The organism is Pseudomonas sp. EU05-FHT14B02 (genome assembly GCF_058791055.1).
In genome coordinates this window covers 30,790-56,184 of record NZ_JBYTDD010000001.1, presented here as the reverse complement: position 1 = coordinate 56,184, position 25,395 = coordinate 30,790, and the positions used below count along the sequence as shown (strand labels likewise).

Annotated in this window: 16 protein-coding genes; 11 read left to right on the top strand and 5 right to left on the bottom strand. The window is 58.9% G+C overall.

Annotated features, from left to right (window positions below; translation table 11 throughout):
* Positions 1-96: 96 nt before the first annotated feature.
* The 6 genes from AC3WTM_RS00205 (at position 97) to AC3WTM_RS00180 (ending at position 7,276) form a co-directional block, all read left to right on the top strand.
* Positions 97-585: a CS1 type fimbrial major subunit gene (locus tag AC3WTM_RS00205; protein ID WP_057398612.1), complete on the top strand. Its 489-nt coding sequence runs from the start codon at positions 97-99 to the stop codon at positions 583-585.
* Between the two features lie 108 nt (positions 586-693).
* Positions 694-3,216 carry a TcfC E-set like domain-containing protein gene (locus AC3WTM_RS00200; protein ID WP_102670150.1) on the top strand — a complete coding sequence of 841 codons (2,523 nt, stop codon included), beginning with the start codon at positions 694-696 and terminating at the stop codon, positions 3,214-3,216.
* Entirely contained in the window at positions 3,213-4,499 is a 1,287-nt protein-coding gene (locus tag AC3WTM_RS00195) for a hypothetical protein (RefSeq protein ID WP_256586018.1), read from the top strand. Before AC3WTM_RS00200 ends, AC3WTM_RS00195 begins: the two co-directional genes overlap by 4 nt.
* Positions 4,500-4,558: 59 nt before the next feature.
* On the top strand, positions 4,559-5,302 hold the full coding sequence (locus AC3WTM_RS00190) for a pilus assembly protein (protein ID WP_102670203.1): 744 nt from the start codon (positions 4,559-4,561) through the stop codon (positions 5,300-5,302).
* 53 nt (positions 5,303-5,355) lie between these two features.
* Positions 5,356-5,844: a CS1 type fimbrial major subunit gene (locus AC3WTM_RS00185; protein WP_102670149.1), complete on the top strand. Its 489-nt coding sequence runs from the start codon at positions 5,356-5,358 to the stop codon at positions 5,842-5,844.
* Between the two features lie 226 nt (positions 5,845-6,070).
* Positions 6,071-7,276 carry a DUF2771 domain-containing protein gene (locus AC3WTM_RS00180; protein ID WP_256586017.1) on the top strand — a complete coding sequence of 402 codons (1,206 nt, stop codon included), beginning with the start codon at positions 6,071-6,073 and terminating at the stop codon, positions 7,274-7,276.
* A 60-nt stretch (positions 7,277-7,336) separates the two neighbouring features.
* Here AC3WTM_RS00180 and AC3WTM_RS00175 read toward each other — a convergent pair whose 3' ends face one another.
* Both AC3WTM_RS00175 and AC3WTM_RS00170 read right to left on the bottom strand, forming a co-directional pair.
* Positions 7,337-12,013: an NEL-type E3 ubiquitin ligase domain-containing protein gene (locus tag AC3WTM_RS00175; protein ID WP_102670147.1), complete on the bottom strand. Its 4,677-nt coding sequence runs from the start codon at positions 12,011-12,013 to the stop codon at positions 7,337-7,339.
* A gap of 171 nt (positions 12,014-12,184) precedes the next feature.
* Complete coding sequence (locus AC3WTM_RS00170) at positions 12,185-15,298, bottom strand: transglycosylase domain-containing protein (protein ID WP_102670146.1); 3,114 nt, start codon at positions 15,296-15,298, stop codon at positions 12,185-12,187.
* A gap of 654 nt (positions 15,299-15,952) precedes the next feature.
* Between AC3WTM_RS00170 and AC3WTM_RS00165 the strand changes: the two genes are divergently transcribed.
* Positions 15,953-17,386, top strand: a complete 1,434-nt coding sequence (locus AC3WTM_RS00165; RefSeq protein WP_102670145.1) for an amino acid permease — start codon at positions 15,953-15,955, stop codon at positions 17,384-17,386.
* Between the two features lie 216 nt (positions 17,387-17,602).
* Here AC3WTM_RS00165 and AC3WTM_RS00160 read toward each other — a convergent pair whose 3' ends face one another.
* Complete coding sequence (locus AC3WTM_RS00160) at positions 17,603-18,727, bottom strand: OpgC family protein (protein ID WP_102670144.1); 1,125 nt, start codon at positions 18,725-18,727, stop codon at positions 17,603-17,605.
* Between the two features lie 244 nt (positions 18,728-18,971).
* Here AC3WTM_RS00160 and AC3WTM_RS00155 point away from each other — a divergent pair, with 244 nt between their 5' ends.
* From AC3WTM_RS00155 to AC3WTM_RS00145, 3 genes are read left to right on the top strand one after another with little or no spacing between them, the layout of a single operon-like run.
* Positions 18,972-19,346, top strand: a complete 375-nt coding sequence (locus AC3WTM_RS00155) for a GtrA family protein (protein ID WP_102670143.1) — start codon at positions 18,972-18,974, stop codon at positions 19,344-19,346.
* Entirely contained in the window at positions 19,343-20,284 is a 942-nt protein-coding gene (locus AC3WTM_RS00150; protein ID WP_102670142.1) for a glycosyltransferase family 2 protein, read from the top strand. The genes AC3WTM_RS00155 and AC3WTM_RS00150 overlap by 4 nt, the downstream gene beginning before the upstream one ends.
* A gap of 1 nt (position 20,285) precedes the next feature.
* Complete coding sequence (locus tag AC3WTM_RS00145; RefSeq protein WP_102670141.1) at positions 20,286-21,794, top strand: glucosyltransferase domain-containing protein; 1,509 nt, start codon at positions 20,286-20,288, stop codon at positions 21,792-21,794.
* Between the two features lie 27 nt (positions 21,795-21,821).
* Here the strand turns inward: AC3WTM_RS00145 and AC3WTM_RS00140 are convergent, their stop codons facing one another.
* Together AC3WTM_RS00140 and AC3WTM_RS00135 are read right to left on the bottom strand one after the other, a co-directional pair.
* Entirely contained in the window at positions 21,822-23,441 is a 1,620-nt protein-coding gene (locus AC3WTM_RS00140) for an FMN-binding glutamate synthase family protein (RefSeq protein WP_102670140.1), read from the bottom strand.
* 102 nt (positions 23,442-23,543) lie between these two features.
* A complete protein-coding gene (locus AC3WTM_RS00135; protein ID WP_102670139.1) occupies positions 23,544-24,344 on the bottom strand; it encodes a helix-turn-helix transcriptional regulator in 801 nt (266 codons plus the stop codon).
* Positions 24,345-24,468: 124 nt separating this feature from the next.
* On the opposite strand from AC3WTM_RS00135, the gene AC3WTM_RS00130 reads away from it, so the two are divergent.
* Positions 24,469-25,302: a carbon-nitrogen hydrolase family protein gene (locus AC3WTM_RS00130; protein WP_102670138.1), complete on the top strand. Its 834-nt coding sequence runs from the start codon at positions 24,469-24,471 to the stop codon at positions 25,300-25,302.
* Positions 25,303-25,395: the final 93 nt, after the last annotated feature.

The window sequence follows — 25,395 nt, the reverse complement described above, 5'->3', positions numbered from 1 at the left end:
GCGTTGAAAGTTCAGCTGAGCAAATAGCTGCTCGTGACGGTTTTTGCTCAACTTGAACTTTCTGCGCTTATCCTTTTAAAAGACAGGTACTGAAAGATGTTCAAGAAAATCGCGTTCGCTGCTCCTCTGGCTGTTCTGGCACTGAGTTCTTCCGCCGTGTTTGCCGCGGGCGAAGCCCGTCATTCCATCAACCTTGTCGCGCATGTACCAACCAACGGTTTCTACGTAGTACCGGTCGATCCGGATCTGGTCAACAAGGATCAGCGAATGGACTACCAGCCAAGCAAGGGCACCATGGATGAAGTCAACGGTTTCTTCGACGTACGCAACAACAACGGCTCTGTGCATGCCAGCCTTGAAAGTGTGCCGAAGCTGATCTCCGGTGCAACCGAGATTGGTCTGCAAGTGGCACTCAACAATGTGGTGCTCACCACGACTCCGCAAATGGTGGTTGGCGAGACCGAATCGAATGTCAATTACCGTGCCCCACTCAACATCAAGGCACTAGGCACCACCTTTGCTCCAGGTGATTACACCGGTGCCGTCACCATGATGTTCGACGCTGTTCCTCCTGTTGCTCTTTGAACTTGATCAAGAGTCATAAGCGCTTGCTTGTATAAGTAACGTGACCGGCCGGCAATATTAAAAGTTGCCGGTCGGGTTTAAACTTCTTTGATAGTAGAGTATTCGTTGATGTTCCCGATGACGCCCATCGCGGCAGCGCTTGCGTTGCTGTTATGTAGCAGTGCATTTGCGGCGCCCGCTTCCGTTGATAATACGCCGCGAAGTTTGCTGGCCCAGGCCAAAGGCTTGCCGGCAGAGTTCGAGGAGCATTTTTTCGACGTTCCGTTGGCGGTACGGGTCGAGCTCGATCAACAGGCGCTTGGCGAGGCGATGATTGTATTGTCCCGCGATGACCGGGTGACATTGCTCGATTTCACCGACACCAGTGAAAGCCGCTTCGGCGCCAGCGAACGCGAGACGTGGGCGGATATCCTCAAACCCGGCGTGGCGCTGGGCGCCTGCAGCGGCCAATGCCCGGAGCAGATGCTGGCGGTGCACTACAACCTGGAAAATTCATTGCTGTCGATCGTCACCGAAAATGCCGAACGCGACAGCGAAGCCAAGCGTTTCTACGATCAGCCCGAAGGCGGCAGCAGCGGCCTGATGGTGCGCAATCAACTCAATCTCAACGGCGGCCAGGATCAAGACCTGGGTGGTCGTTTCGGTCTGGAGGCCAGCAGCAGCCTGGGCAACTGGAGCCAGACCTTCAACATGCAACTGGCGCGTCTGGGTGGACCGGACGACAAGACCTATCACGCCGTGCATGAGCTCTTCACCCAGCGCGAACTGGAGGGCAGTTTTTTCCGGCTGGGGTACTTCACCCCGAACTCCGAAGGCCTGACGCGTCAGCCTCGCTCATTCGGCAGCAGCCCGGATACCGCCGTGGGCGTGATGTATGGCAGCTCCGACAGTCTGGCGATCGACAGCCCGAAACCCAGCGTGTACCCGGTTTACGTCACGGCCAACCGTCAGGGTTCCGTGGAAATCTATCGCGATGGCCTGCTGATCAATACGCAGTCAGTGCCAGCCGGGTTGCAGACCCTCGACACCCGTCCATTGCCGGGCGGTATTTACGAGGTGGAGGTGCGGTTGATCGAGGATGGTCAAATCACCTCGACCACCCAGGAGCTGATCTACAAGCCGAGCAACTGGCGCAACCACGATGACCGCTGGCGCTACAACCTGTTTGCCGGGCAGGAAAGCAAACTGCTAAGCAACTGGGATCAACAGAGCAGTGGCGATGCCACGGCGGGCGCCTCGATCAACTATCTGCTGCACCCACGGGTGATTCTCGGGCTGTCGGCACGCCAGGTGCGCGAAAAACTCCAGTACGGCAGCTCTATCGACTGGACCCTGGGCAACAGCACCAGCGTCTACGCCAATCTTTACCAGACCGAAGACCACGGCAGCGGCGCCGATCTGCAAGGCCTGTACAACTATGGCTCTGGCAGTCTGGTGATCAGCCACAACCGTAGCTGGCTCGACACCACCAACACTTATGAGACCCTGCCCGACGGCACTCGCGTACGACAACGCAACGTGTTCACCGGCCAGACCAGCAACTCGTCGCTGGCGCTGAACCACCGCATCAGTCGCAAGAGTTCGCTCAACGCGCGGGTGTCCCACAGTGAGGGCAATGTCGAGGGTGTCGGCGTCGACCTCGGTTGGACCCAACGGACCCAGCTGTTTGGCAGCGATGCCAATTGGCGTCTGTCGTTGTTCGACCGTCCGGGCAGCTTCAGCAGCGGCGATGCGCGCAATCGCGGGGTCGACCTGAGCATCAACATGGCGCTCGGCGGTCCGGGCCAGCAGATTTCCGGCAGCATCGGCAGCCGCACCGCCCGTGAGGGCGGTCGCGACAACAACGCCTCGTTCGGTTACCGCAAAGACCTGCAAGACCACGTGTTGCAGAGCGTCTCAGTGACGGCGCTGACCGACACTTATGGCGTCGGTTTGTCGAGCCTGGCGAACTTTCGCACCGACGCCATCAATGGCGACGGTTTCATTCAACGCTCTTCGTTCAACGACAACTTCACCGGTGGCGTGAACCTCGACAGCACGCTGGTGGTCGGCGCACAACGCATGGCGTTGACCAGCCAGCATCAAGGGCGCGGCGCCGGGATGATTGTCGACGTCGAGTCCGACATCGACGGTATCGCCTTGCGCGCAGACGACCTCAGTGGTGGCAGCGCAGCCCTGCGGCCGGGGCGCAATTTCATTCCGCTGACGGCCTACAAAAACAGTTCGGTGAGCTTCGACTTCGAAGGCAATCACGTGCCAGCCGCCAGCATCGAACCGGCGCGCACTCGCTATCACCTGAACAAGGGCGGTGTGGAGTACCGCAAGGTGCGGGTGATGAAAACCCTGACCGTGCTCGGGCGTTTGCTCGACCCACAGGGTCGACCGCTCAAGGGCCACCACGTGATCAACCACGCCAGCCGTGGGGTCAGCGAGGTCGATGGCTTCTTCTCGATGGAAATGAATGCGGCTTCACCGACCCTGGAAGTGCGTTATGCCGACCAGTTGCTCTGCCAGTTCCGCCTCGATACCGACAAACACCGCAGTGAAAACAACGTGCTGATGATCGGTGATTTGCGCTGCACGCCGGACACCCTGGCGGACGCCAATCGCATGGCTGAGACGGCGGGATGACGGACATCCGGTTCAAGGGCTTTTTGAGGTCATTTCAAATGTTAGATATTTCACACGTTAAAAGGTCAGCCATCTATGCAGCCGCTGTTATTGGAGTAGTCGTGGCGCTGTTCCCTGCTTCAGCCGCGGCGGTCACCCAACAAATCAGGGCAGTGTTTTACCCTGATGCATCTAACCCTCAATTCAATAAGTTCGAAAATAGAACGCCGTTAAGTGGTTTTTGTTTGGATAACCCACCTCAATGCCACGCTGAAAACCTGTTCAGCTTACGCCTGCCTATTCTTTCTTACTCGAATGCGACCATTGTCGGCGGTCATACCAATAAGCGTTTGGGGCCGATGTTTAACATTCCTTCGCAATGGCAAACCGTGACCGTCAGCCACCCAACGGCGCCACCTCAAACCGTCAGGTTCCGGGTGGCCGGCATGGGCGTGGCCTACACATTACCTCTGTCGGCCCCCGAGCTGACCGGCGGGCTAGGGCATGATTATCTGTTTGAAGGCGGTACCTGGAGTTATGCCGGTCCACCGTGCACCGGTTTAATGGGTGCGGGTAATGACATTGGTTTCAATAGTTTCTGGCGGCACCCGGTTAGCGCCGAGATTTGCGCCAAGAAGGCTGTTTTCGATATTCCACAACCCTTCAAATATGAAACGTTTGACATTACTTATGAGCTTGATACTCCCAATCCCCAAGACATGGTTTCGGGGCAATACACCGGACAGCATATTTTTCGAGTTGGGCCAAGCCAGGATTTTGATTTGGGCGATGTGATGATTCCTCAGGACAACGTCATCGTTCTTGATTTTCTTCTCGACGTTGAACATGTGTTGAAAGTCGACATTCCCCCCGGTGGTGAAAAAATTCAGCTGACCCCGGCTGGCGGCTGGCAGAGGTGGTTGCATGCGGGACGAAAACCCGTGCGGTTGTTCCGTGACCAGACCTTCAATATCTCGGCCAGTTCTCGCTTCAAAATGTTTTTGCAGTGCTCAATCACCGATGGACGGGTCTGCTTTATGGCTGATCGGGATTTGATCCTTAGCGCTCCATTGAAAGTCAGCGTGAGCTTGCCTGGTGGCTTGACCGATAGCGCCGGAAGACCGGTCCAGCGTCAGGAACTGGTGACTGAAGGCGGGGCCGTGACTTTTCAGCCGGGCCACTATGTGGATCGTAAGCCGGGCACCTTGCATTTCGAACTTGAGAAGCCCGATCACTTTTTTTTGCCTGGGGCGCCAAAACAGTATTTCAGCGGCGTCACCGTGATCTGGGATTCGGAAATCTGATGGGCCGCCAATCGATGGACCGCGCCTGTGTTGTGTTCAATGTCATGAGGTTCAAGGGTATGAAGCGTCTGTGGTTGCTGTTGGGTTTGAGCGGGTTTTCTCTGGCGGTTCAGGCCGGTCCGCAGATCAACGTCGGAACGGTGTACGACTATCTGGACGGCGACAAGAGCACTTACCTCAAACGCGTGTTCAACAGTGGCGACAGCACCGCGTTCGTCAAGGTCAACATCCTGGAAATCATCTACGACGCCGATGGCACACACCGCGAGATACCCGTCGCAACGCAAGCGGATGGCAGCGGTCGGGATGGCTTGATGGCCAGCCCCGCACGGCTGATCGTGCCGGCCAATGGCATGCAGGGTACGCGTTTGCTGCACATGGGCGCCCGTGACACCGAGCGTTACTTCCGCGTGCGCTTCGTGCCGGTGGTACCGGAAAAGGAAGATGAATTCGCGGTGTCCAGTGAAGAGCGTGACACCTACAAAGAGAACCTGTCGGCGGGGGTCAACGTGATGACCGGGTTTGGCACGGTATTTTTTGTCCGTCCCAAGAACAGCCGTTTCGACAGCGTGATCGATGACAGCGCCGGTGTGTATCGACTGCGCAATAACGGCAACACCGTGGTGGTGATCGATGAGTTTCGCAATTGCTCGCTGAAGAATGAAACCGAGTGCGAGCCGACCACCAAGCATCACGTTCTGGCGGGCAAGTCGTTCGAGTTCGAGAAGAAGCCCGGTCGCGAATACCGCTTCAACCTGATCGAAGGCGCCGACAAAAAAGCGTTGCGCGTTGCCAGCCAGTAACACCGCCAAAGGCGGGTCGACTCGCCGCTTTTTTTACGCAACAGGTAACTGACATGATCAAGCAATCGGCCATCGCCCTCTGTGTGGGCGTGATGGCGTGTGCCCAGGCTTTCGCGGCACGGGAAGAGCGCACGTTCGAAGTGTGGGCGGATATTCCGACCCTGGGCTTTTACGTGATACCGGCCGAGACGAACTGGATTCATCTGGAACAGACCCTGCCGTGGAATCGCAACACGTCGAGGCTCGACGGGCTGCGCAAGCATTTCGACGTCAAGCACGACACCAGTGCGATTGAAGCGCGGCTGGATGCCGAGCCCTATCTGTTCAACGGGCGGGCGGACCAGAACATCTACTTGCGGGTCACCTTCAATGGCCAGGAGTTGAGCCACGAGGCGACGCCGCGCGAAGTGGTGTCGGCGGCGCAGGCCATGGCCGGCGGGCGTTTTCCTTTGGAGATCCAGCCGAAAGAGCCGGCCGGTGGTTTTAAACCGGGCACTTATCACGGAACGGTTCAGTTGATTTTCAGTGCCGCGGCACCCTGATCTGTGTTTTGCAGGGATCAAAATGTGGGAGTGAGCCTGCTCGCGATGGCGGCGTGTCAGGCGCCATGGATGCTGACGGTGCCGGGCTCATCGCGAGCAAGCTCGCTCCCACAAGTCGAGTGGATATCGGCCCCCAGGGAACGGGGTGGCTTTTCGGAGATGGATACGGATGAGTGTCACAGGTGTTTTGTTTTCAACGAGGCTTTTATGGTTATGGAGCCTTTTAATGGTGTGGTTGCTGATGCCCCAGGCGTTGGCGCAAGACGTCTCGATCACGGCGTTGTTCAAGCCTGATTCGGCTCATCCGCATCTCAACCAATTCAAGAACACCACTCCGCTCAGTGGCTACTGTCAGCTGTATCCGGAGCAATGTGAGGAAAACAAGACGTTCAGCCTGCAAGTCCCGATTCGATTCGAGTCCAGCCGCGCGATCCCGGCCAACCATGCATCGCCGCGCCAGGGCGCAACGATCAAGGTGCCGGCGCAATGGCGAGAGCTATCGGTGCGTCATGAGTCCGGAGCGGTGGAACAGGTAAGAATGCGGATTACCGGGGTTGGCTCCACCTATGTGACCGAGGATGTTCGCAAGTTGACAGGGGACACCAACGTAGACTCCCGGATTGCACACAATCTGTTGTGGGGGCAAAGTTGGGTGTACGCGCCGTCGCCTTGTATTTACAGTGGTGTGGGTTACTACCGGCCCACCACATATGGTTTTTTTTGGAAAACACCGGTCCAGGCCGCGTGTAATAAACAGGCCAGGTTCGATGTTCCCTGGTTGCACTACGACCATCTGGATTTTTCCTATGAACTGGTCACGCCCAATCCGTTGGGCATGCTGGCAGGCAATTACACGGGTTCGCTGACCTATACGGTCGGCCCCAATGGCGACTTCGATTTCGGCGATGTCATGCTGCCGAGCAGTCCGGTGTTGACCATGAACTTCAACCTTGACGTTCAGCACACCCTCAAGGTCGACATCCCGCCCGGTGGCGAGAAAGTCCAGTTGGTACCGGCCGGTGGCTGGCAGAGCTGGTTGCAGGCGGGGCGCAGACCGGTGCGCTTGTTCCGCGACCAGACCTTCAACATCTCGGCCTCCTCGCGTTTCAAGATGTACATGGAGTGTGAGTGGAACAGCTCTATCTACGACTGCCAGCTAGCTGATCGCTTCTCCAGGCGGGGGGTGGAGTTGCAGGTCTATGTCACCTTGCCCAATGGTCTGACCGACATGAGCGGGCAACCCGTCAGGCACACGCGTTTGCGAGCGGGCGTGGCCAATGCGTTGAATTTCCAGCCGGGCTTCTACGTCGACAGGGCGCCGGGGGTCCTGCACTTCGAAGTACCAGAGACACAGATGCAATTCATGCTGTCGCCCGGTGTTGGTCCTTTCTACCAGGGCAAGGTCACCGTGATCTGGGATTCCGAAATCTGAGGCCGGGGGCTGAACCTGACGGCGTAAACCACCGTCAGGCTGTACTCATTTTCTTCGGTATTACTGGCCGGCGCGCTTCATGGCTTGACGGGTCAAGTGCCTGGACAGTTCTTTCTCGGCGTCACCCAGGTTGACCAGCAGGCGGTTGAAAACCGCATCGCTGAACGGCTCATCGGCAAAGACCACCGTGTCCGGCGCCGGCAGGTCGTTCATCAGTTCCCTGAGCCGGCTGCGCAATGCGGCGCGCTGATCCTCTGACGTCGACTCGACCCATTCGCGCTGTGTATCGCGCAGGGTGTCCAGTTGATCTGACAGCTTCTGATAGCGACTCTTGTTGGCTTGCATTTCGGTCGCATGGCGTTCGTTCAAATGCTGTTGCCAGAACTCCTGTTCGAGCATTCGGTCGACCAGACCATCGCCTTCGCCCAGGGCCAGCACCGTGTCATAGGCTTGATCGATCATTGCGTCCGTGACGCCGGACACCGGCCGGAACAGCATGCCTTTCGATTGCCAGGGCAAGTCGAGGCGTTGTGCCAAACCGGTCTGATAGGCCAGGTAGACCTCGACTTCGTCCGGGTTGCCGCCACGACTGGCGACATCGGCACGGGCAATGTCGTTGACCTGTTCCAGCCGTGCGGCGCCTTTGGCCAGGGTCACCAGCTTCTGCTCCAGCTGCACCGGGTCGGTGGAATACGCGTGGGCCTCGTAGGCGAGCACATCAATGCCCATGTGATTGAACAACTGCGTACCGGCATCGGCGCAATCCACCGGCGCGACGGCCATGGTGAACAACTTTTCCCGCAGAGGCGTGTCGACGTAGACGGCATCGAGCATGCGCCAAACGCGTTGCACCAGTTGATCCCGCGCCGGGCCGGGGTTCTGGAAGTCGCGGCTCAGGCGGGTATCGAGCAGTACTTTCAGAAAGCCTTGTGCCTGGGGCTCATCGGCCAGCTCCGACCAGAGATTGGCGCGGTGAACACCCCAACCGGGTACGTCGCTCCAGTGTTTCGCGCTGTAGTCCGAAGTGACCACCCACTCGGCCAGACTGTTGGAGGGCACGATGGGTTCAGGGGGTAGTTGCACCGAACGACGGATTGCCTGATAGCGACCCTGGTTGGATTCTGACAGATTGCCTACATCCAGCCGGGTACGCGCCACGACCCATGCCTGTGGTGAGCCCGGGACCACTTCGGGAATCAGGTTGATCGGGTTATCCCGAAGATCCAGCAGAAAGCCGCGAGGCCTGGTTTTGCTCAACGTACCTTCAGGCCAGGTGGTAATGACCGTGTCCCGCAGCCCGACGACCTTCAGCCGGGGCATGCTTGAGATGTCGACAACCCTGCCCAAGGGGTTTTCATCCAGACGCAGAATCTCCAGGTTGTCCAGTTGCTTCAGTTGCTCGACGGCGGCGGCGTCCAGCACGATTTCATTATCAATCAAACTCAGTCGTTCGAGCCGCTGCATGGTGCCGATGTTTTCCGGCAGGCTCGTCAGTTCGCATCCTCTGGCGCTGAGTTCGCGCAGGTTGGGAAAATCTTTCAGCAAGCCGTTTGCCTTGGAGGAAAAACGTGTGTTGTCGAGTTTCAGAAGGGTGATGCGGTCCAGAAATTTCCTCAGATCGGGACGTTGCGACCACCAGTTTTCCAGATTGATGGGTAACAGATCGCCGGAGAGGTCGAGGCCGTAGCTTGATGGATCAGTGCGGCTGCCAAGATCGGTGTTTGTTCTTTCGAAACATTGGATAAGGCCTTCAGCAATGCGGTCGCCACCACCGTTCAGGAAGCCCTTTGAGTCGGGTCCCCAGGTTGGTGGTTGCTGGTTTCGCCAACGATTCAGAATCATCCGTAGTTCGTTCAGATCATCTTCATGCTGCTCAATGGCTCTCAGTGGTTGGCCTTGTTCTATCAGGGCATTGGCGAACGCATCAACCTCAACCTCACTGAAGTGCGGATGCAGATCCTGTATCCGTTCATGCAAGGTTCTCGCTTCCCTGCTCAGCCCACCTCCACGCACCAGCAGCATCGTTGCATGCTCGGCCACCGGGCGAACGGGCGGGTCGGCGAGTACGGTCCGGCGTTCGCTCGGTGTGGCCGATTTAACCATGACCCATTGGCGGAACCTGTCGCCGTCACCCGGTTTGTAGCCCAGGCTGTTTTGTCCATTCCCCTGCGTGGCTTGCAAGACGGCTTCGAAAAAGTCATCGGCTTCATGGACCGGCTGATCCTCGCCATCACGCACCTGATACTGCCCGGCATCATCGCGAATCAACATCTGCACCCGCGTGGCGTCATCGTGGCCGACGCTGTAACTCAACTCGCCATCGAATGTGCCCTGACGAATCTCAAGGCGCAGGTCGCCGAAGGTATCGGTGTTAATGCGCAAGGTGCCGAGCACCAGACGCTCGGTGTCGGGGGTGATTGACGCGCTCGGGTACAGGCCCTGGGCTGCTCGTACGGTTTGGGTTTCGAACTGCAGCTCTCGAGCCTGAGTCTTCATGCGCAAAGGCAGGCGGTTTTCCTGGGTAATTCGTTGACGTTCCGTGGCGCTGGCACGCGTATGGATTTGTTTCGCAACGGTCGCCGGCAGCTCGGGGAAATCACTGAACAGCGGTGCGATCTCCGGGGACATCGGAGCGGGTGCAATGGCCGGTGAAGCCAGGCGTTGCAGGGTATCGGTCAGCAGCGGTGGCGGCGGGGCGCTTTCAACATGCACCCTGCGCAGCTCGGCTTCATCGGTGCCGCTGATCTGGCGAATCTGCTCCAGTTGTTCATCGTTGAAACCATCGGTGCTGTGGCCGAGTCGGCGCATCAGGGTCGAACCTTCCCATTCTCGCGGGTTTTCCGTTTCGCAGACCCAGGCCCCACGGCCATTGTGGCGCAGGGTCGGTGCGTAAGCGTCGAAACGCTGCGGATGGCGGATGCGTTGTTGCCCTGTGATCGGGTCTTGCAGCACTTCAAAGTGTTGATCGTCCAGGCGCAAGATGCGCCGGCCCTGATGCTGGTGAATGCCCTGGTCATCAGGCTGGGCGTTCTCGGGCAACGTCACGTCGGCGCGTTGATAGGGGCTGAGGTCAGGGTTCCACAAGCGCGCTTCACCGTTTGCCAGTTGCACCGGTTTCAGGCCTTCGAAAAACGGCGAGAGCTTGGCCCCTACGACATTGCCGACAGAGCCTGCCGCCGCGAATACGCCCAACTGGACGACGCTCTCCAGCACGCCGAGGACCTGCTCGCCGGCCTCGGCCAAGCGTCCCTCGGCCAGGTCGACAAGGCCCTCGACCACGCCATCCGTCAATTGATAGGCCGTGTACGCCAGCATCAGTTCGCCCAGGCCAGGCACCAACGGCGTCGCCACCAGCAAGGCAATGTTGAGGATGTCCGAGAGCATTTTTTCCAGGTTGTCCCACCAGGCCCAACGGGCCATACGGTCGACGTATTCGGTGGAGATGGCGATTTCCCGAGCGTCGTTGAAAATCTTGTTGACGGTCTGCCGGTAGCGGTAGCCCCACAGGTCATTGTTGAAGGTCGTCGCGCGGTCGGTCTTGATGCTCGACACACTGAATTGCAGGTCGGGTTTATCCACAGGCGTTTCGCGCCAGGTCGGCAAGCTGGAACCGGCGGCAACCGGTTGCCATTTCACCGTGCTCAGGCGTGCATTCAATCCGGCAAAAAAATGCCCGCGTTGCTCATGGGGCACGAACTGGCTGAAGAACTGTTGATAGCTGTTGGCGGATTCGCCATCGCGCAACTGGCGCGTCAGTTCAGCCATGAGTTCGAGTAAGGAGGTGTACTGCTTGAGCGGGTGCAGCGGATCATGGGGCACATAGGCAATCACCGGGGTCGGGGCGGTGGCGCTGTTGATATCGGTGGTGATCAGGATGATGCCGATCAGGCTTGTGTCCATCATCGCCAGGTTGTAATAGTCGACGGGTTTGCCGTTCCATTGCAGTCGCGAACGATCGTTGAGCATGCCTTGCACTACGTCGAAGGCTTCCTGGTCGATGTCGTGCTTCATCAGGGCTATATGCGCGGCGACATTCAGTGCGCTTTTCTGGCTGAGAATGACTTTGTGGCGCAGGACATTGCTCGCCGCTTGTTCGCTCGGCTTTAAAGTGTCTTGCAGGTGTTGTTGATAGCGGGCGCCGATGTCCAGTTCGCGACACACGGACTTGAACTGCTCGATGCTCAGTTTGTGCTTGAGGTGTTTGACGTTGAAATGCCCGCGTGCGTCGGGGCGGGTGATGAACTCGGAGTCCTGGGTGAACGCTTCGTCCCGGGAAAAATTGTGCAGGGCAGCATCCAGCAGCGAGATGGTACGACTGGTGGTTCCTGCGGAAAAGTCATGCACCCACCAGGCCGTCTTCGCAGGGGCATACAGGCGCAGCCAGGTTTCCTCGACATCGTCTTCGACGCCGAAGCGGTCCCTCAGCGCTTGTTGCAGCAGGGGTTTGGCAAAGGCGGAAATATCCAGCAGATCGCGTAGAGCCTGGTCTACGGTGTTCTGCGAGGTCCAGTTAAGCTGGACGGCTTTTTTCAACTTGCGGTGAGCGGTTTTCGACGCGGCCCTGTGCCAGTCGGGTAGCGTCAGCCTGACAGATTTCAGCGCATCGACACGGGACGGGGAGGTGTTCAACAGCCAGGAAGGAATCGCCTTTCTGACCTGATGGAAGTGGATGCTTTTATCGAATGGGGCGATGGCGATCGGGTCTGATCCTTGAATCGCCGAGGGGGTAATGGGCATTGTTTGATCGTCCTTTGATCAGTACCGGGGACGACCAGACTAGGTAAGCATGTAGCCTAAAAAAAGCGCAAAGATTGGTTGTTAAAGGTGCCGGGTGCGACTCGACTCTCCAATAATCAAAGAGTGAAAAATACATATGTACCGCCATCGTTCCATTTCGTTGAGTCGTGCTTAGCGGCTCGCCGCCACCTCGGTTGGCTGGCACATCGTGTGGGTGCCCGGTTGCAGGTAGGGCGTGAGGATCGGTGCCATGCCCTTGAGCACCTGCACCGGCAACGCCGAGGTGAAGGTAAAGCTTTCCGCCGAGCGGCCTGGCACAAACGCTGTCAGGGTGCCGAAATGGTGATCGCCGATGTAGAACACGAATGTCGCCGTGCGGTTGAGCGATTTGGAACTGAGAATCCGCCCGCCGGAACCGATGGCCTCGATACGGTTGTCACCGGTGCCGGTCTTGCCACCCATCGCCAGCGGGCTGCCGTCGGGCAGTTTGAAACTGCCGGCCACGCGTTTGGCGGTACCGGCGTCGACCACTTGCGACAGGGCCTCGCGCATGGCGGTGGCTACTTCGGACGGCATCACCCGTTTGCCGACGTCCGGGTCATTGATCAGTTGGGTTTCAAAGGGGGTGTTCGCGGCAAAGTGCAGGCTGTCTATGCGCAGGGTCGGCATGCGCACGCCATCATTGAGGATGGTGCCGATCAATTCGGCCAGGGCTGCGGGACGGTCGCCGGAGCTGCCGATGGCGGTGGCCAGCGACGGTACCAGGTGGTCGAACGGATAGCCGACTTTCTGCCAGCGCTGGTGGATGTCGAGGAACGCTTCGATCTCCAGCATGGTGCGGATGCGACTGTCGCGGGCGCCCTTGTGCCGGCTTTTGAACAGCCAGCTATAGACCTCCTGTCGCTCGAACCGGCTGGCTTTGACGATGTCGCCCCACTTGGCGTCGGGGTGATTGAGCAGGTAGCCCATCAACCACAGGTCCAGGGGGTGGACCTTGGCGATGAAACCCTGATCCGGCAAGTCGTAGGAGCCTGGACCGTAGGCCTCGTAGAGCCGCACAAGACGTTCGTCGGTGAGCTTTTCCGTGAGCTTGGCGCCCTTGAGGTGCGAGCGCACAAAGGCGTTGAAGCTTTCCTGGCTGGCCTGCGGCAGCAGGTAGCGGTGCACGGCGGCCATGCGGATCGGGGTTGGGCGCATGCTGTCGAGGAAGGTGTCGAGGCGGTCCTGGGTGTCCTTGTTCTTGTACTTCTTCCAGAACTTGAGCAGGAACGAAGTACCCTCGCGGTCGGCGAATTCGGCCAGGTATTCCTGACGCCGCGGGTTGCGGTCATCCTTGAGCAGTTCGGCACTGCTGTTCGGACCGGAGTAGGTGGTGTAGCGCACCAGATCACGCATCAGGCGAATGAACGGCAGGTTGATCGACTCGCGCAGGGCGTCGCGCAGGGTCGGGATCCGACCGTTATCTTCCTTGCGGAAGTTGTGGAACACATGCAGGCCGCCCCCGGTGAAAAACGCCTCGCCGGGGCTGGCTGAATATTTGCGGTCCAGGGCGGCGCCGAGCATTTTTTGCAGATCGCTGTCCTTGTTCTCGATCAGGTAATCGACCGCCCAGCGGCTCAGGCGATCCTGATCCGGCACGTCGACTTTCTTCAGTTCCGCAACGGCCATGCCGGCGTATTTGTCGTGCAGCTCGGCGATGATTTGCAGGTAGGTGGTCAGCACGCGCATTTTCGCGGTTGAGCCCAGTTCCAGTTTGCTGCCTTCGTTGATGTCGAAAGGCTGGTCGGTGCTGTCGGTCTGCACCCGAACCCGCGAGCCGTCCGGGGTCAGTTCGAACAAGGTGAAGCTGTAGCGTACCTGGGTGGTGCTGGTGGTGGTCAGTAGGCGTTCGCCGATCAGGCCGATTTGCGTGGCGAACTCAGGGTCGGCCAGTTTTTTCAGGTACTCGGTGGCCTCGCTTTGCAATTGGCCTTGCAGGGTGCTGGTGGCGGAGAGGTCAAGGCGGTCGAGGTCATACAGTGGGCGATTGAGCATGCCGGCCAGACGACTGCGCGCAACACTGATGCCCTTGTTGGTTTCAATCGGTTGAATGGTCGGCTGGGTGGCCCAGTCGCGGTAGATCACTTTGCTGGCCAGGGCGGCGGCGGCGAGCTCGGCGTCGATCACATGGTTTTGTGCCAGCAGGCGAATATGGCTGTCGGTGAGGTCGGCCAGTTCATCGTGACCCTTGGTCAGGTAATGCGACGGGCGGCGCTGGGCGATCATCAACGACAGCATTTCACGCAGGGCCAGGCCTTTTTCCGCCATGGTTTTTGGATCCGTAGCGGTGCTGGACAGCGCTTCGTTGGCCTGTTTGAAGTCGGAGCCGTACCACACGCGCAACCCTTCAGCCATGCCGTGCACTTCACCATGGCCCGGTACAGCTGACAACGGCACGCTGTTTAGGTAGTCACGAACCACGTTCTGCCGGATTTCGAGGGTTTGTGGCCCGGCCTGATAGGCGCGTACGGTGGCGGAAACCATCTGGCGAATCTTTTCCGCGCCATTGACCGTCAAGCCATCGGGGGAATGCCGGTACTTCTCCAACTGCGTGGCCAGGGTACTGCCACCGGCGGATTGGCCGGGCACGTGCAGCATCTTGGCCACTTGGGACCACGCCGCCATGCCGAACCGCGGCCAGTCCACCGCCGGGTTGGCCAACGGTTGTTTGGGGTCCAGCAGGAAGCGATTCTCGATGAACAGCAGGCTGTTGACCACCACGGGCGGGATCGAGGCAAAGGTTGAATACAGCTGCTGCGGATAGTTGTACTGGTAGAGCGGTGCTGCGCGGCAATCGGTGATCGACAGCCCGGCCTGGATTTTCTCGGCATAAGGCACGAACAGACCCTTGTCACTGTACTTCAACAGGGCTGGAGAAAAGCGGGTTTGCGCCTCAACGACGAAATTGCGCTTTATCAGGCGCGGCAGGAATTCACCCAGCGAGCTGTAGCCCAGGCGCCGATCGAATGGACCTTCCCCCGGATAGCGAATCGCATCGCTGGGGCCGGGTTTGAGCTCATAGTTCAGTGACGCAGCGTATTTGCTGACTTCCCGGGCCTGGAACTTCGAGGTGCGCATCTCCCTCACGGCGGCAAGTCCCACGACAACCGCGATTATCAACAGTAATAGCCAGAACGCTCCCCATCCGTGCCTGGAGCGACGGGGTTTTTCAGGTGTAGGCGCTTCATCCTCTCGTTCATTCGGAACCACGGTTTTACTCGAATCGGTTTGCCACAAAGCGCCCATAGTCGACTGATCCATTCACGCAGATTGATCGGACTTGAATGAAGCTTAGACGGTGGTTGGCGAGGGTGAAGAAAATGTGAAGGGCAAAATGATGCGCGGACGCACCGATAATCAGGCGCATTGGAGCACTTGTGGCGAGGGAGGTTTGCCTCCTGTGGTCGAGAATCCGGTATTTGCAGTGTGTCCTCCGCAACGGAGGGGATCTGATCAAGGGGCAGTTTCGCCGTCAAACGAGCAATTCGGCAATCCAACATCCCCCTCGCCCCAAATGACGCGGGAGAAGCGTGGCAGTTGCCTGTAATGGCCGTAATAGAGCCATTTCGAAAGCGAGTACGGCTTTCGTAGGGGCATGACGATGCACCAATGCTGTGCAATACTCCGCGCCCTTTAAATGGCGAAAATTCCTACAAGATCCAGTTGATGCCCCTCCGTAAGTCGGGTTATTGCCGGGATTTATGGCTGAATTTAGTGGTTTATAGAGTGAATATCTCTGTCGCCAGCTTTTTATACTGCACGACCCACTGATCTTGCAGGTTTTGTCCTACAGGACGGTTCTGCTTACAAAGCAGGCCCGGTTACGCGAAGCAATTGGCCTATCGGTCGGCGGCTTCAAAGCTCGGTGGTCATATCCAACAACAAGATGAGGTGCCCCTTATGCCCGTAGGCAATCACCAGCCCCAAGGCGAGACCGCTCAGGGCGGTCCGCTTAAACGCGAACTCGGCGAACGGCATATTCGCCTGATGGCACTCGGTGCCTGTATCGGCGTCGGTCTGTTCCTGGGCTCGGCCAAGGCCATTGAGATGGCCGGTCCGGCCATCATGCTGTCTTACATCATTGGCGGTCTGGCGATCCTGGTGATCATGCGCGCGCTCGGTGAGATGGCTGTGCACAATCCGGTCGCCGGCTCGTTCAGCCGTTACGCCCAAGACTACCTCGGCCCGCTGGCGGGCTTCCTGACCGGCTGGAACTACTGGTTCCTGTGGCTGGTGACCTGCGTCGCGGAAATCACTGCCGTGGCGGTGTACATGGGTATCTGGTTCCCCGATGTACCACGCTGGATCTGGGCGCTCGCTGCGTTGATCAGCATGGGGTCGATCAACCTGATCGCAGTCAAGGCCTTCGGTGAGTTCGAGTTCTGGTTTGCCTTGATCAAGATCGTCACCATCATTGCAATGGTGCTCGGCGGCATCGGCATCATCGCCTTCGGTTTTGGCAACGACGGCGTGGCCCTGGGTATTTCCAACCTGTGGACCCACGGCGGCTTCATGCCCAACGGTGTACAGGGTGTGTTGATGTCGCTGCAAATGGTGATGTTCGCCTACCTGGGCGTGGAGATGATCGGCCTGACCGCCGGTGAAGCGAAGAACCCGCAGAAGACCATTCCGAACGCCATCGGCTCGGTGTTCTGGCGCATCCTGCTGTTCTACGTCGGTGCGTTGTTCGTGATCCTGTCGATCTATCCTTGGAATGAAATCGGCACCCAGGGCAGCCCGTTCGTGATGACGTTCGAGCGGCTGGGCATCAAGACCGCCGCGGGTATCATCAACTTCGTGGTGATCACGGCGGCACTATCGTCCTGCAACGGTGGCATCTTCAGCACCGGGCGCATGCTCTACAGCCTGGCGCAGAATGGCCAGGCTCCGGCGGGCTTTGCCAAGACCTCGAGCAACGGCGTGCCGCGTCGTGCATTGCTGCTGTCGATTGGCGCGTTGCTGTTGGGCGTACTGCTGAACTATCTGGTGCCGGAAAAGGTGTTTGTCTGGGTGACCGCAATTGCCACCTTCGGCGCGATCTGGACCTGGGTGATGATCCTGCTGGCCCAGCTGAAATTCCGTAAAGGCCTGAGCGCCAGCGAAGCGGCCGGCCTGAAATATCGCATGTGGCTTTACCCGATCAGTTCCTACCTGGCGCTGGCGTTCCTGGTGCTGGTGGTCGGCCTGATGGCGTACTTCCCGGACACCCGCGTGGCGCTGTATGTGGGGCCTGCGTTCCTGGTGCTGCTGACAGTGCTGTTCTACGTGTTCAAGCTGCAACCGACCAATGTTTCGCAAGGTGCGGCGCGTTCGGCTTCTGTAGGCGCGAACTAGCTAACGATAACGCGTATTTCCTGGCTGAACGCGGCGCTCTTGGGTCCATCGCGAGCTCGCTCCTACAAAAAAAACGCTGACCCGTTGTAGGAGCGAGCTTGCTCGCGATGATCGATAACGATAACGCGTGTTTCCTGGCTGAACGTGGCGCTCTTGGGTCCATCGCGAACAAGCTCGCTCCTGCATAAGACGGTCCAGTGACCGGGTTTTTTAATATCAGGCGGACGCAGTTTGCAGTGATCGATTCAAGCGCTTGTTGAACTCAAGCCAGGTCGCCAGCAACGCCATCAACCCGGCACCCACCAGCGCCGTGAAGATCTGCATGGCAAAAGCATCGTCGGTCAGCGCATTGACCATGTCCGCCAATGGCGCCAACAGCACACCCAGACAGAAAATCTCCAGCGAGAAACGGCCCATGCGGCAACTTTGCTGCGCGAGCCAGTTTTGTGTCCATCCGCTGTCGGGAATCAGTTTCGCCGTGACGTAGGCCAGTGCCAGGAAGTGCAGCAGGCGCACGGGGGAAAGGTCGGTCTTGCTGATGGGGTACAGGATGTTTTGCAGGCTTGCCGGCACCACGACATCGTGTAGGTCCGGCCAACGCCACAGCACGGTCAACACACCCGCGACCACGACATACAGCGCCGCACCGACAAACAACGGCTGGCGAACCAATGGGCGAGTCTGGGGCAAGCGCGGGCGCTGGCTGTGAATTGCAGCGGCACCACCGAGTACGAACAGCAACTGCCAGGCGACCGGGTTGAAATACCACACGCCGTCCTTGATGGCCGCCAGGTTCCAGCCAGCCAGCGGCACCATCAGGTACAGCGCCAATGACATAGAGACCACCACCCAGGCCTTGCGCACCAGCAGCGGCAGTACCAGGGGCAAGCCCGCCAACAGCACGATGTACAGCGGCAACGGGTCCATCAGGTTCGGTTTGAAGCGCAACAGCAGTTCATCGATCAGGGCCTGCTGCGGGTCGCTGATGAAGTGATGCATGCCCATTTCTTCCACCAGATCCCGTGTTTCCACGTGACTGTTGGCGAAAAACACAATGCCCATCAGCATCGCCAGCAGGAAGATATGCACCACGTAGAGCACCCACGCCCGGCGCAGGATTTTTACGCAGGCGATCAGAAAGCCTTCGCGCGCCAGGATTTTGCCGTACGCCAATACGGATGCGAAACCTGCCAGAAACACGAAGACCTCGGCTGCATCGCTGAAACCGAAGTTACGCAGGGTGATTTGCCCCAAAGGGTTGTGGGGCACGTGATCCCAAAAGATGAAGATCAGTGCCAGACCACGAAAAAAGTCGATCCGGTGATCGCGCGCTAAGGTCATGACAGCAGGCTCGTAACAGCGGGTGAAAATGGGATTGGCCGCTGGCGCAAAGGCCACGCGCCCAATGGGCGGCGCGCAGGGTGGACTGATTCGCGGGCAATTGCAAAACCGGGATATTACCGGATGTCTCGGGCATTGCCCCAAGGCTCAACCGCTGGTCTGAAAGACCGCTTGACCTGCGATTTATGACAGTAAACAGGCTCAAATATCAATAAGTGCAACGTTCTTGAAGCGGGAGCCTCACATGAGACTGTTGTGGAAAGGGCTGTCCAGTTACACGGTGATCGGGGTCGCCAACACCCTGATTCACTGGCAGATCTTTTTCCTGTTGAGCGTGGCAGCCGGACTCAGTCAGGCGATCAGCAACCTGGCCGCTTTCTGCGTGGCTGCGTCATTTTCCTTCTACATGAACGCGCAATTTACCTTCGCCGCCAGTGCCACGGTCGCGGGTTATCTGCTGTTCCTTTTGGGCATGGGGGCACTGAGCCTGGGTATCGGGCATCTGGGTGACCTCTGGCGATTGCACGGCTTGCTCACGGTGGTCCTGTTTTCGGCGTTGAGCCTGGTATTCGGTTTTCTATATTCCAAATACGTGGTGTTTCGCGAGCGTGATCAATGAAAATCTCGCTCATTGTCCCGGTGTTCAACGAAGAGCAGTCCATCAACCTGTTTTATCAGGCGGTGCGAAGGGAGTTGAGATTAGGCGACACCGAAGTCGAGATCGTGTTCATCAACGACGGCAGCTTCGACCGCACGGCCGAGCAGGCTACGGCACTGGCACAGGCGGATGATCAGGTCATGCTGATCAATTTCTCGCGTAACTTCGGTAAGGAACCGGCATTGTTTGCCGGCCTGGAGCACGCCAGCGGCGATGCCGTGATTCCCATGGATGTCGATCTGCAGGACCCGATCAGTGTCATCCCGTTATTGGTCGAGCAATGGCAAAAGGGTGCCGACGTGGTACTCGCCAAGCGCCGTAGCCGAGCCGCCGACGGCTACCTCAGGCGCCATAGCGCGTCGATTTTCTACCATGTGCTCAATCGCATCGCCTACACCCGCATCGAGGAAAACGTCGGGGACTTCCGGCTGATGGATCGCAAGGTGGTTGATGTGATCCGTTCCTTGCCGGAGCACCAGTTATTCATGAAAGGCGTGCTGTCGTGGGCCGGGTTCAACACCGTGGTGGTGGAGTTCGAGCGGCCAGGAAGGGTGCTGGGGAGCAGCAAGTTCAATGTCTGGAAACTGTGGAACCTGGCTCTGGAAGGTGTGACCTCGTTCAGTACCGTGCCGCTGCGCTTGTGGACTTACGTCGGCGGCGGCATTTCGATTTTCGCGGTGCTCTATGCGGTGTACATGGTGCTGGACAAGATTTTCTTCGGCAACAGCGTTCCCGGTTATCCGTCGCTGATGACTGCGATCCTGTTTCTGGGCGGTGTGCAACTGATCGGCATCGGCATTCTCGGCGAGTACATCGGCCGCATCTATATCGAGGTCAAGCACCGGCCGCGCTACGTGATCAAGGACATCGTCGGCGGTAAAGCCCAGGGCGAGCGCTAGAATGGGCCGATTCAGTGACTTCTTCGTTCGCGAGCTCAGCCGGCATCAGGTCTGGCGGTTTTTTCTGGCCGCCACGCTGGTGTATGTCCTGCCATTGATCCTCGCCGATTATCCCTACATCGATGACAACTGGCGCTCGCTGGCGGCGGGCATGGCCTGGGCCGAACAGGGCCGACTCTTCGCCCAGCTTTTCTACAACGCGCTGACCTTCAGCCATGCCGCACCGAACATCTTTCCCTTGCCCTTGTTGATCGCCACGCTGGCCATGGCGTCGGCGCTGACCAGCCTGACGTTCCATTACTTCCGTCAGCCCACCGTTGCTTGCTGCCTGGTGCTGTTGCCGCTCTGGTACAACCCGTTCTTCCTGCAGAACCTGTCTTATCAATACGACGGTCCCGCCACGACCCTGAGTCTGGTGGCGGTGATCTACGCGATCACCTTTCGCCACCCTTGGCGCGGCGTGCAGTGGCTGGTGCCATCGTTCCTGATTGCCTTGGCGCTGGGGCTGTATCAAGTCAGCCTGAATGTGTTCCTGGGGCTGTGTTGCCTGGAGTTGCTCAGGGCAGCCAACGATAAAACCACCCCGGTACCATGGCGCGACCTGCTGGGCTGGAAAGCCGCTCAGGTCATCCTCGGCGGATTGATCTACAGCGTCAGTGCTTATCCGTTCATGGGCTCCAATCGTACATTGCTGCTCGATTGGACGGCGCATCCCTCATTGCAGATCCAGATCAACATTGGCCGGGTCCTGGAAAAAGTCGTGCTGCTGTTCCATGGCGGATGGCTCTGGGTGTCCGCCGGGTTGCTGTTGCTCGCGATAGCCGGGGCAGTGCGGTTGGGATTGAACGTAGCAGCGCGCCAGGACAGCGGGGCGAAGAAGCTGTTGATCGGCCTGATGTGTGTGCTGACTTTGCCCATCGTGACGCTGCTGGTGTCCGGTGTCGCGTTGTTTTTCCGCGACTTCAACGAAGGTGCCCGCACCTTGATGGGCTTCGCCGTGCTGTTGGTATTGCTGTTCTACCTGGGGCATCTGGCGCTGGCGTCGATCCATGAGCGGTTACCGCTGCTGTTGATGATTCCCCTGCTGGCCATGTTGTCGTTGTCGTTCGCTTATGGCCGGGTGCTGACGGTGCAGAAAACCTTTGCGTCCACGGCACTGGCCGGTCTTGCGTACGACATCGCCAGCCATCAGTCGCTGCGCGAGGCCAGGCGGATTTACCTCTCGGTGAGCTATTCCGACTATTGGTTGGTGGCGGCGGCAGGCTCATTCAAACAGCTGCCGGTGCTGCACTACTTGCTCAATACCGACTTTTACATGCTGGCCGAAAATCTGCCGAAGGCGGGCATCACCAACGTGGTGGCGGAGCAGGAGCGGCGTAATGCGACGCGGGTCGGCTATCAGGGCTATCCGGCGTTGGTCGAAAGCCGGTTCTATCGGATTTACCTGATCGGCGATTACGGTTTTATCGTGATGAAGGAACCGGCCCCGAGCAAAACACTGCGCTGGTGACGCGCGATTCTGATCGGGGTGGCGAGGTTATGCCGCCGCTATTTCATTGGGCTCGAAACTATCGGCCCGGGCCATCTGCCACATCCGCGAGTAGAACTCGCCGTTCACTTCGCCGGTCAGCAATTCACCCGGTTTGAGGAACACGTGCAACTGTGAGAACAGTTTGATCTCGGTTGCCGACATACGTCGCACCAGATGCTTGGCGGACAACTGCGATGGATGTTCGAGGCCGGCGGCGGCGAGCATTTCCGCCAGGGCCTTGAGGGTGTTGCGGTGGAAGTTGAACACGCGTTGGGCTTTGTCCGGTACCACCAGCGCGCGCTGGCGCAGGGTGTCCTGGGTGGCGACGCCAGTCGGGCATTTGTTGGTGTGGCAGCTCTGCGACTGGATGCAGCCGATGGCGAACATGAAGCCGCGCGCCGAGTTGGCCCAATCGGCGCCGATGGCCAGCACGCTGGCGATGTCGAAGGCGCTGACGATCTTGCCGCTGGCGCCGAGTTTGATCTTGTCCCGCAGGTTCAGGCCCACGAGGGTGTTGTGCACGAACAGCAGGCCCTCGCGCATCGGCACGCCGATGTGGTCGGTGAACTCCACGGGCGCGGCGCCAGTACCGCCTTCCTTGCCGTCCACCACGATGAAGTCCGGGAGAATGCCGGTTTCCAGCATGGCCTTGGCGATGCCCATGAACTCCCACGGGTGGCCAAGGCAGAACTTGAAGCCCACCGGTTTACCGCCGGACAACTCACGCAGTTGTGCGATGAAATGCATCATTTCGATCGGCGTGGAAAACGCGGTGTGGCGCGACGGTGACACGCAGTCCTCGCCCATCAGGATACCGCGGGTTTCGGCGATTTCTTTGGTGACCTTGTGTTTGGGCAGGATGCCGCCGTGGCCGGGCTTCGCGCCCTGGCTCATCTTGATTTCGATCATCCGCACCTGTGGCGTCCGGGCTTGCGCCGCGAAGCGTTCCGGGTCGAAGCGGCCATCGCTGGTGCGGCAGCCGAAGTAGCCACTGCCCAGCTCCCAGGTCAGGTCGCCGCCGTGTTCCCAGTGATAGGGGCTGATGCTGCCTTCGCCGGTGTCATGGGCGAAATTGCCGAGCTTGGCACCCTGGTTCAGTGCACGGATGGCGTTGGCGCTGAGGGAGCCGAAACTCATGGCCGAGATATTGAATACCGACGCCGAATACGGCTGGGTGCATTGCGGGCCGCCGACCGTCACCCGGAAACTGCTCGGGTCGCTCAAGGGCGCGGGGCGCATGGAGTGGCCGATGAATTCGAAACCCGACTGATACACGTCAATCAGCGTGCCGAAGGGTTTGTCGGCGGTTTCATTCTTGGCCCGGGAGTAGACCAGTGAGCGTTGGGCCCGGGAGAAGGGCAGGGCCTCGCTGTCGGATTCGAGCAGGTACTGGCGGATTTCCGGGCGGATGCCTTCGACCAGGTAGCGGATATTGCCCAGGATCGGGTAGTTACGCCGCACTGCGTGCGGACTTTGCAGCAAGTCGAACAGGCCGATCAGGCTGAGGACGGCAGTGACAGCGGTAATTGGCCAGAGCCAGTCGTATTCAAGAAACGGCAGGCTGGCGAGGGTGAAGATCACGCAGACGGCAAAGAAGGCGTAGCGGCTCAGGAGTGACAGGCTCATACGGTTTCCTTGGGTTCGGACTCAATATTTGGGCAAAACACAAAACACTGTAGGAGCGAGCTTGCTCGCTCCTACATAAAAGCAAAGTGCTCCGCAGGTCATTCAGGCATTTTGTGCCTGGAGAAATATCGAAAACAGCTCGGACTGGGATTTGATCCCCAGCTTGCTGTACATGTGTTTCTTGTGGACTTTCACGGTTTCGACCGAGATTTCCAGCTTGCGGGCGATTTCTTTACTGGAGCAACCGCTGAGCATCAAACGTCCGACATCCAGCTCCCGGGCCGTCAACTGCGCGCCTTTGAGTTGCTGCACCGAGGCTTCCAGTTGTACCCGCCAATCAGCTTGCGGCGGTGCGGGGGACAGGGCCACGACTTCGTTGATTTCATAGGGTAGACGCTGGCGCAACAGGCCGAGCACCCATGGCTGGATCAACGACAGCAAGGCGATCTGCTGGCCGCTGAAGTGCTGGGTGCTGCCCAGGGACAGGCACAGCGTGCGGTCGCCTTCGAGCTGGCAATTGAACTGGATTTCGTCGGCCACCACATTCAGACGAAAGTAGCGCTGGTAATACTCAGTCAGCTCAAAGTGTTCAGGGGCCACTTCCGACAGGCGACACAGCCCGGTGCGCGACTGCTCGCGACAGGCGATGTAGAAGGGGTCGAGCAGGTACAGGCCGCGCAGGTAGTCCTGGAATAACTGGTCAGGGCTGCCGTCTTCGCCAGGGCATTCGGCAAATACCTGGGGGCGTTGATTGGCACTGAAAAGCAGCGCCACCCAGCTGTCGAAGGGCACGTACTGGTCCAGCAGGCGTACAAGCTGGGTCCAGAAATTGGGCTTGTCCAGGGCGTCGATCAGTTGCCCCACCGAGCGGTGCCAGGCGATGTCGTCCAACGAGAGTGTCATGCATCTACCCCTATCTTGTTACCCCGGCGGCGTAATTCCCCGCCCGGTTGCTTGCTGCGCATACTGGCGCACAGACACCGACCGGGCAAACTTTCTGCCGCCCGGCGCATAACAAGGAATACCGATGAAGGTCGAACTCGCCCAATTGGCAGGCCGTGACAACGACACGGCCTACAACCTCGAACGCACTCTGGCGGCAATGGCTGCATGTGCAGCCGACACGCAGCTGATCCTGTTTCCTGAAGGCCACTTGATGGGCTTTCCTTCGGCCGAGTCCGTGGCCGAGGTGGCCGAGGCGCTGGATGGCTCGTCCGTCAGCGCGGTGATCGCCGCCGCCCGCCAGCACAATATCTGCGTGGCCATCGGCATGGCCGAAAACGACAACGGCCGTTTCTACAACACCACGCTGCTGATCACCCCCGAAGGCATCGCGCTGAAGTACCGCAAGACTCACTTGTGGGCCTCGGATCGCGGTGTCTACGAGGCGGGCGATCGCTACGCCACCTGCCTGTGGAACGGCGTGCGTGTGGGCCTGCTGATTTGCTACGACATTGAGTTCCCCGAAAGCGCCCGTGCTCTGGCGCAACTGGGCGCCGAGTTACTGATCGTCACCAACGGCAACATGGACCCCTACGGTCCGACCCATCGCACCGCAATCATGGCTCGCGCCCAGGAAAACCAGGCGTTTGCGCTGATGGTCAACCGGGTGGAAGAGGGCGATGGCGGTTTGTTGTTTGCCGGCGGCAGCGCATTGGTCGATCCGCTGGGCATCTTGTTGTTCGAAGCTGGACGCGAGGAAGGGCAGTTTGCGGTCGAACTGGACCTGAACCAGCTGACGGCGGCGCGCCAGGATTACCGCTATCTGGATGATCAGCGGCTGAGGTTGCCGGGGGAGGTGGTTGAGCAGGCGGGTGGGCTGAGGGAGCTGCTGATTCCTGTGCGGGCTTGCTCGCGATAAACCTGAGGGCGCCGATGGGCATCTGGTTTTACGCGTTTTCGTTCACGACCATCGCGAGCAAGCTCGCTCCTACAGGGCTGACATGTGATCCTT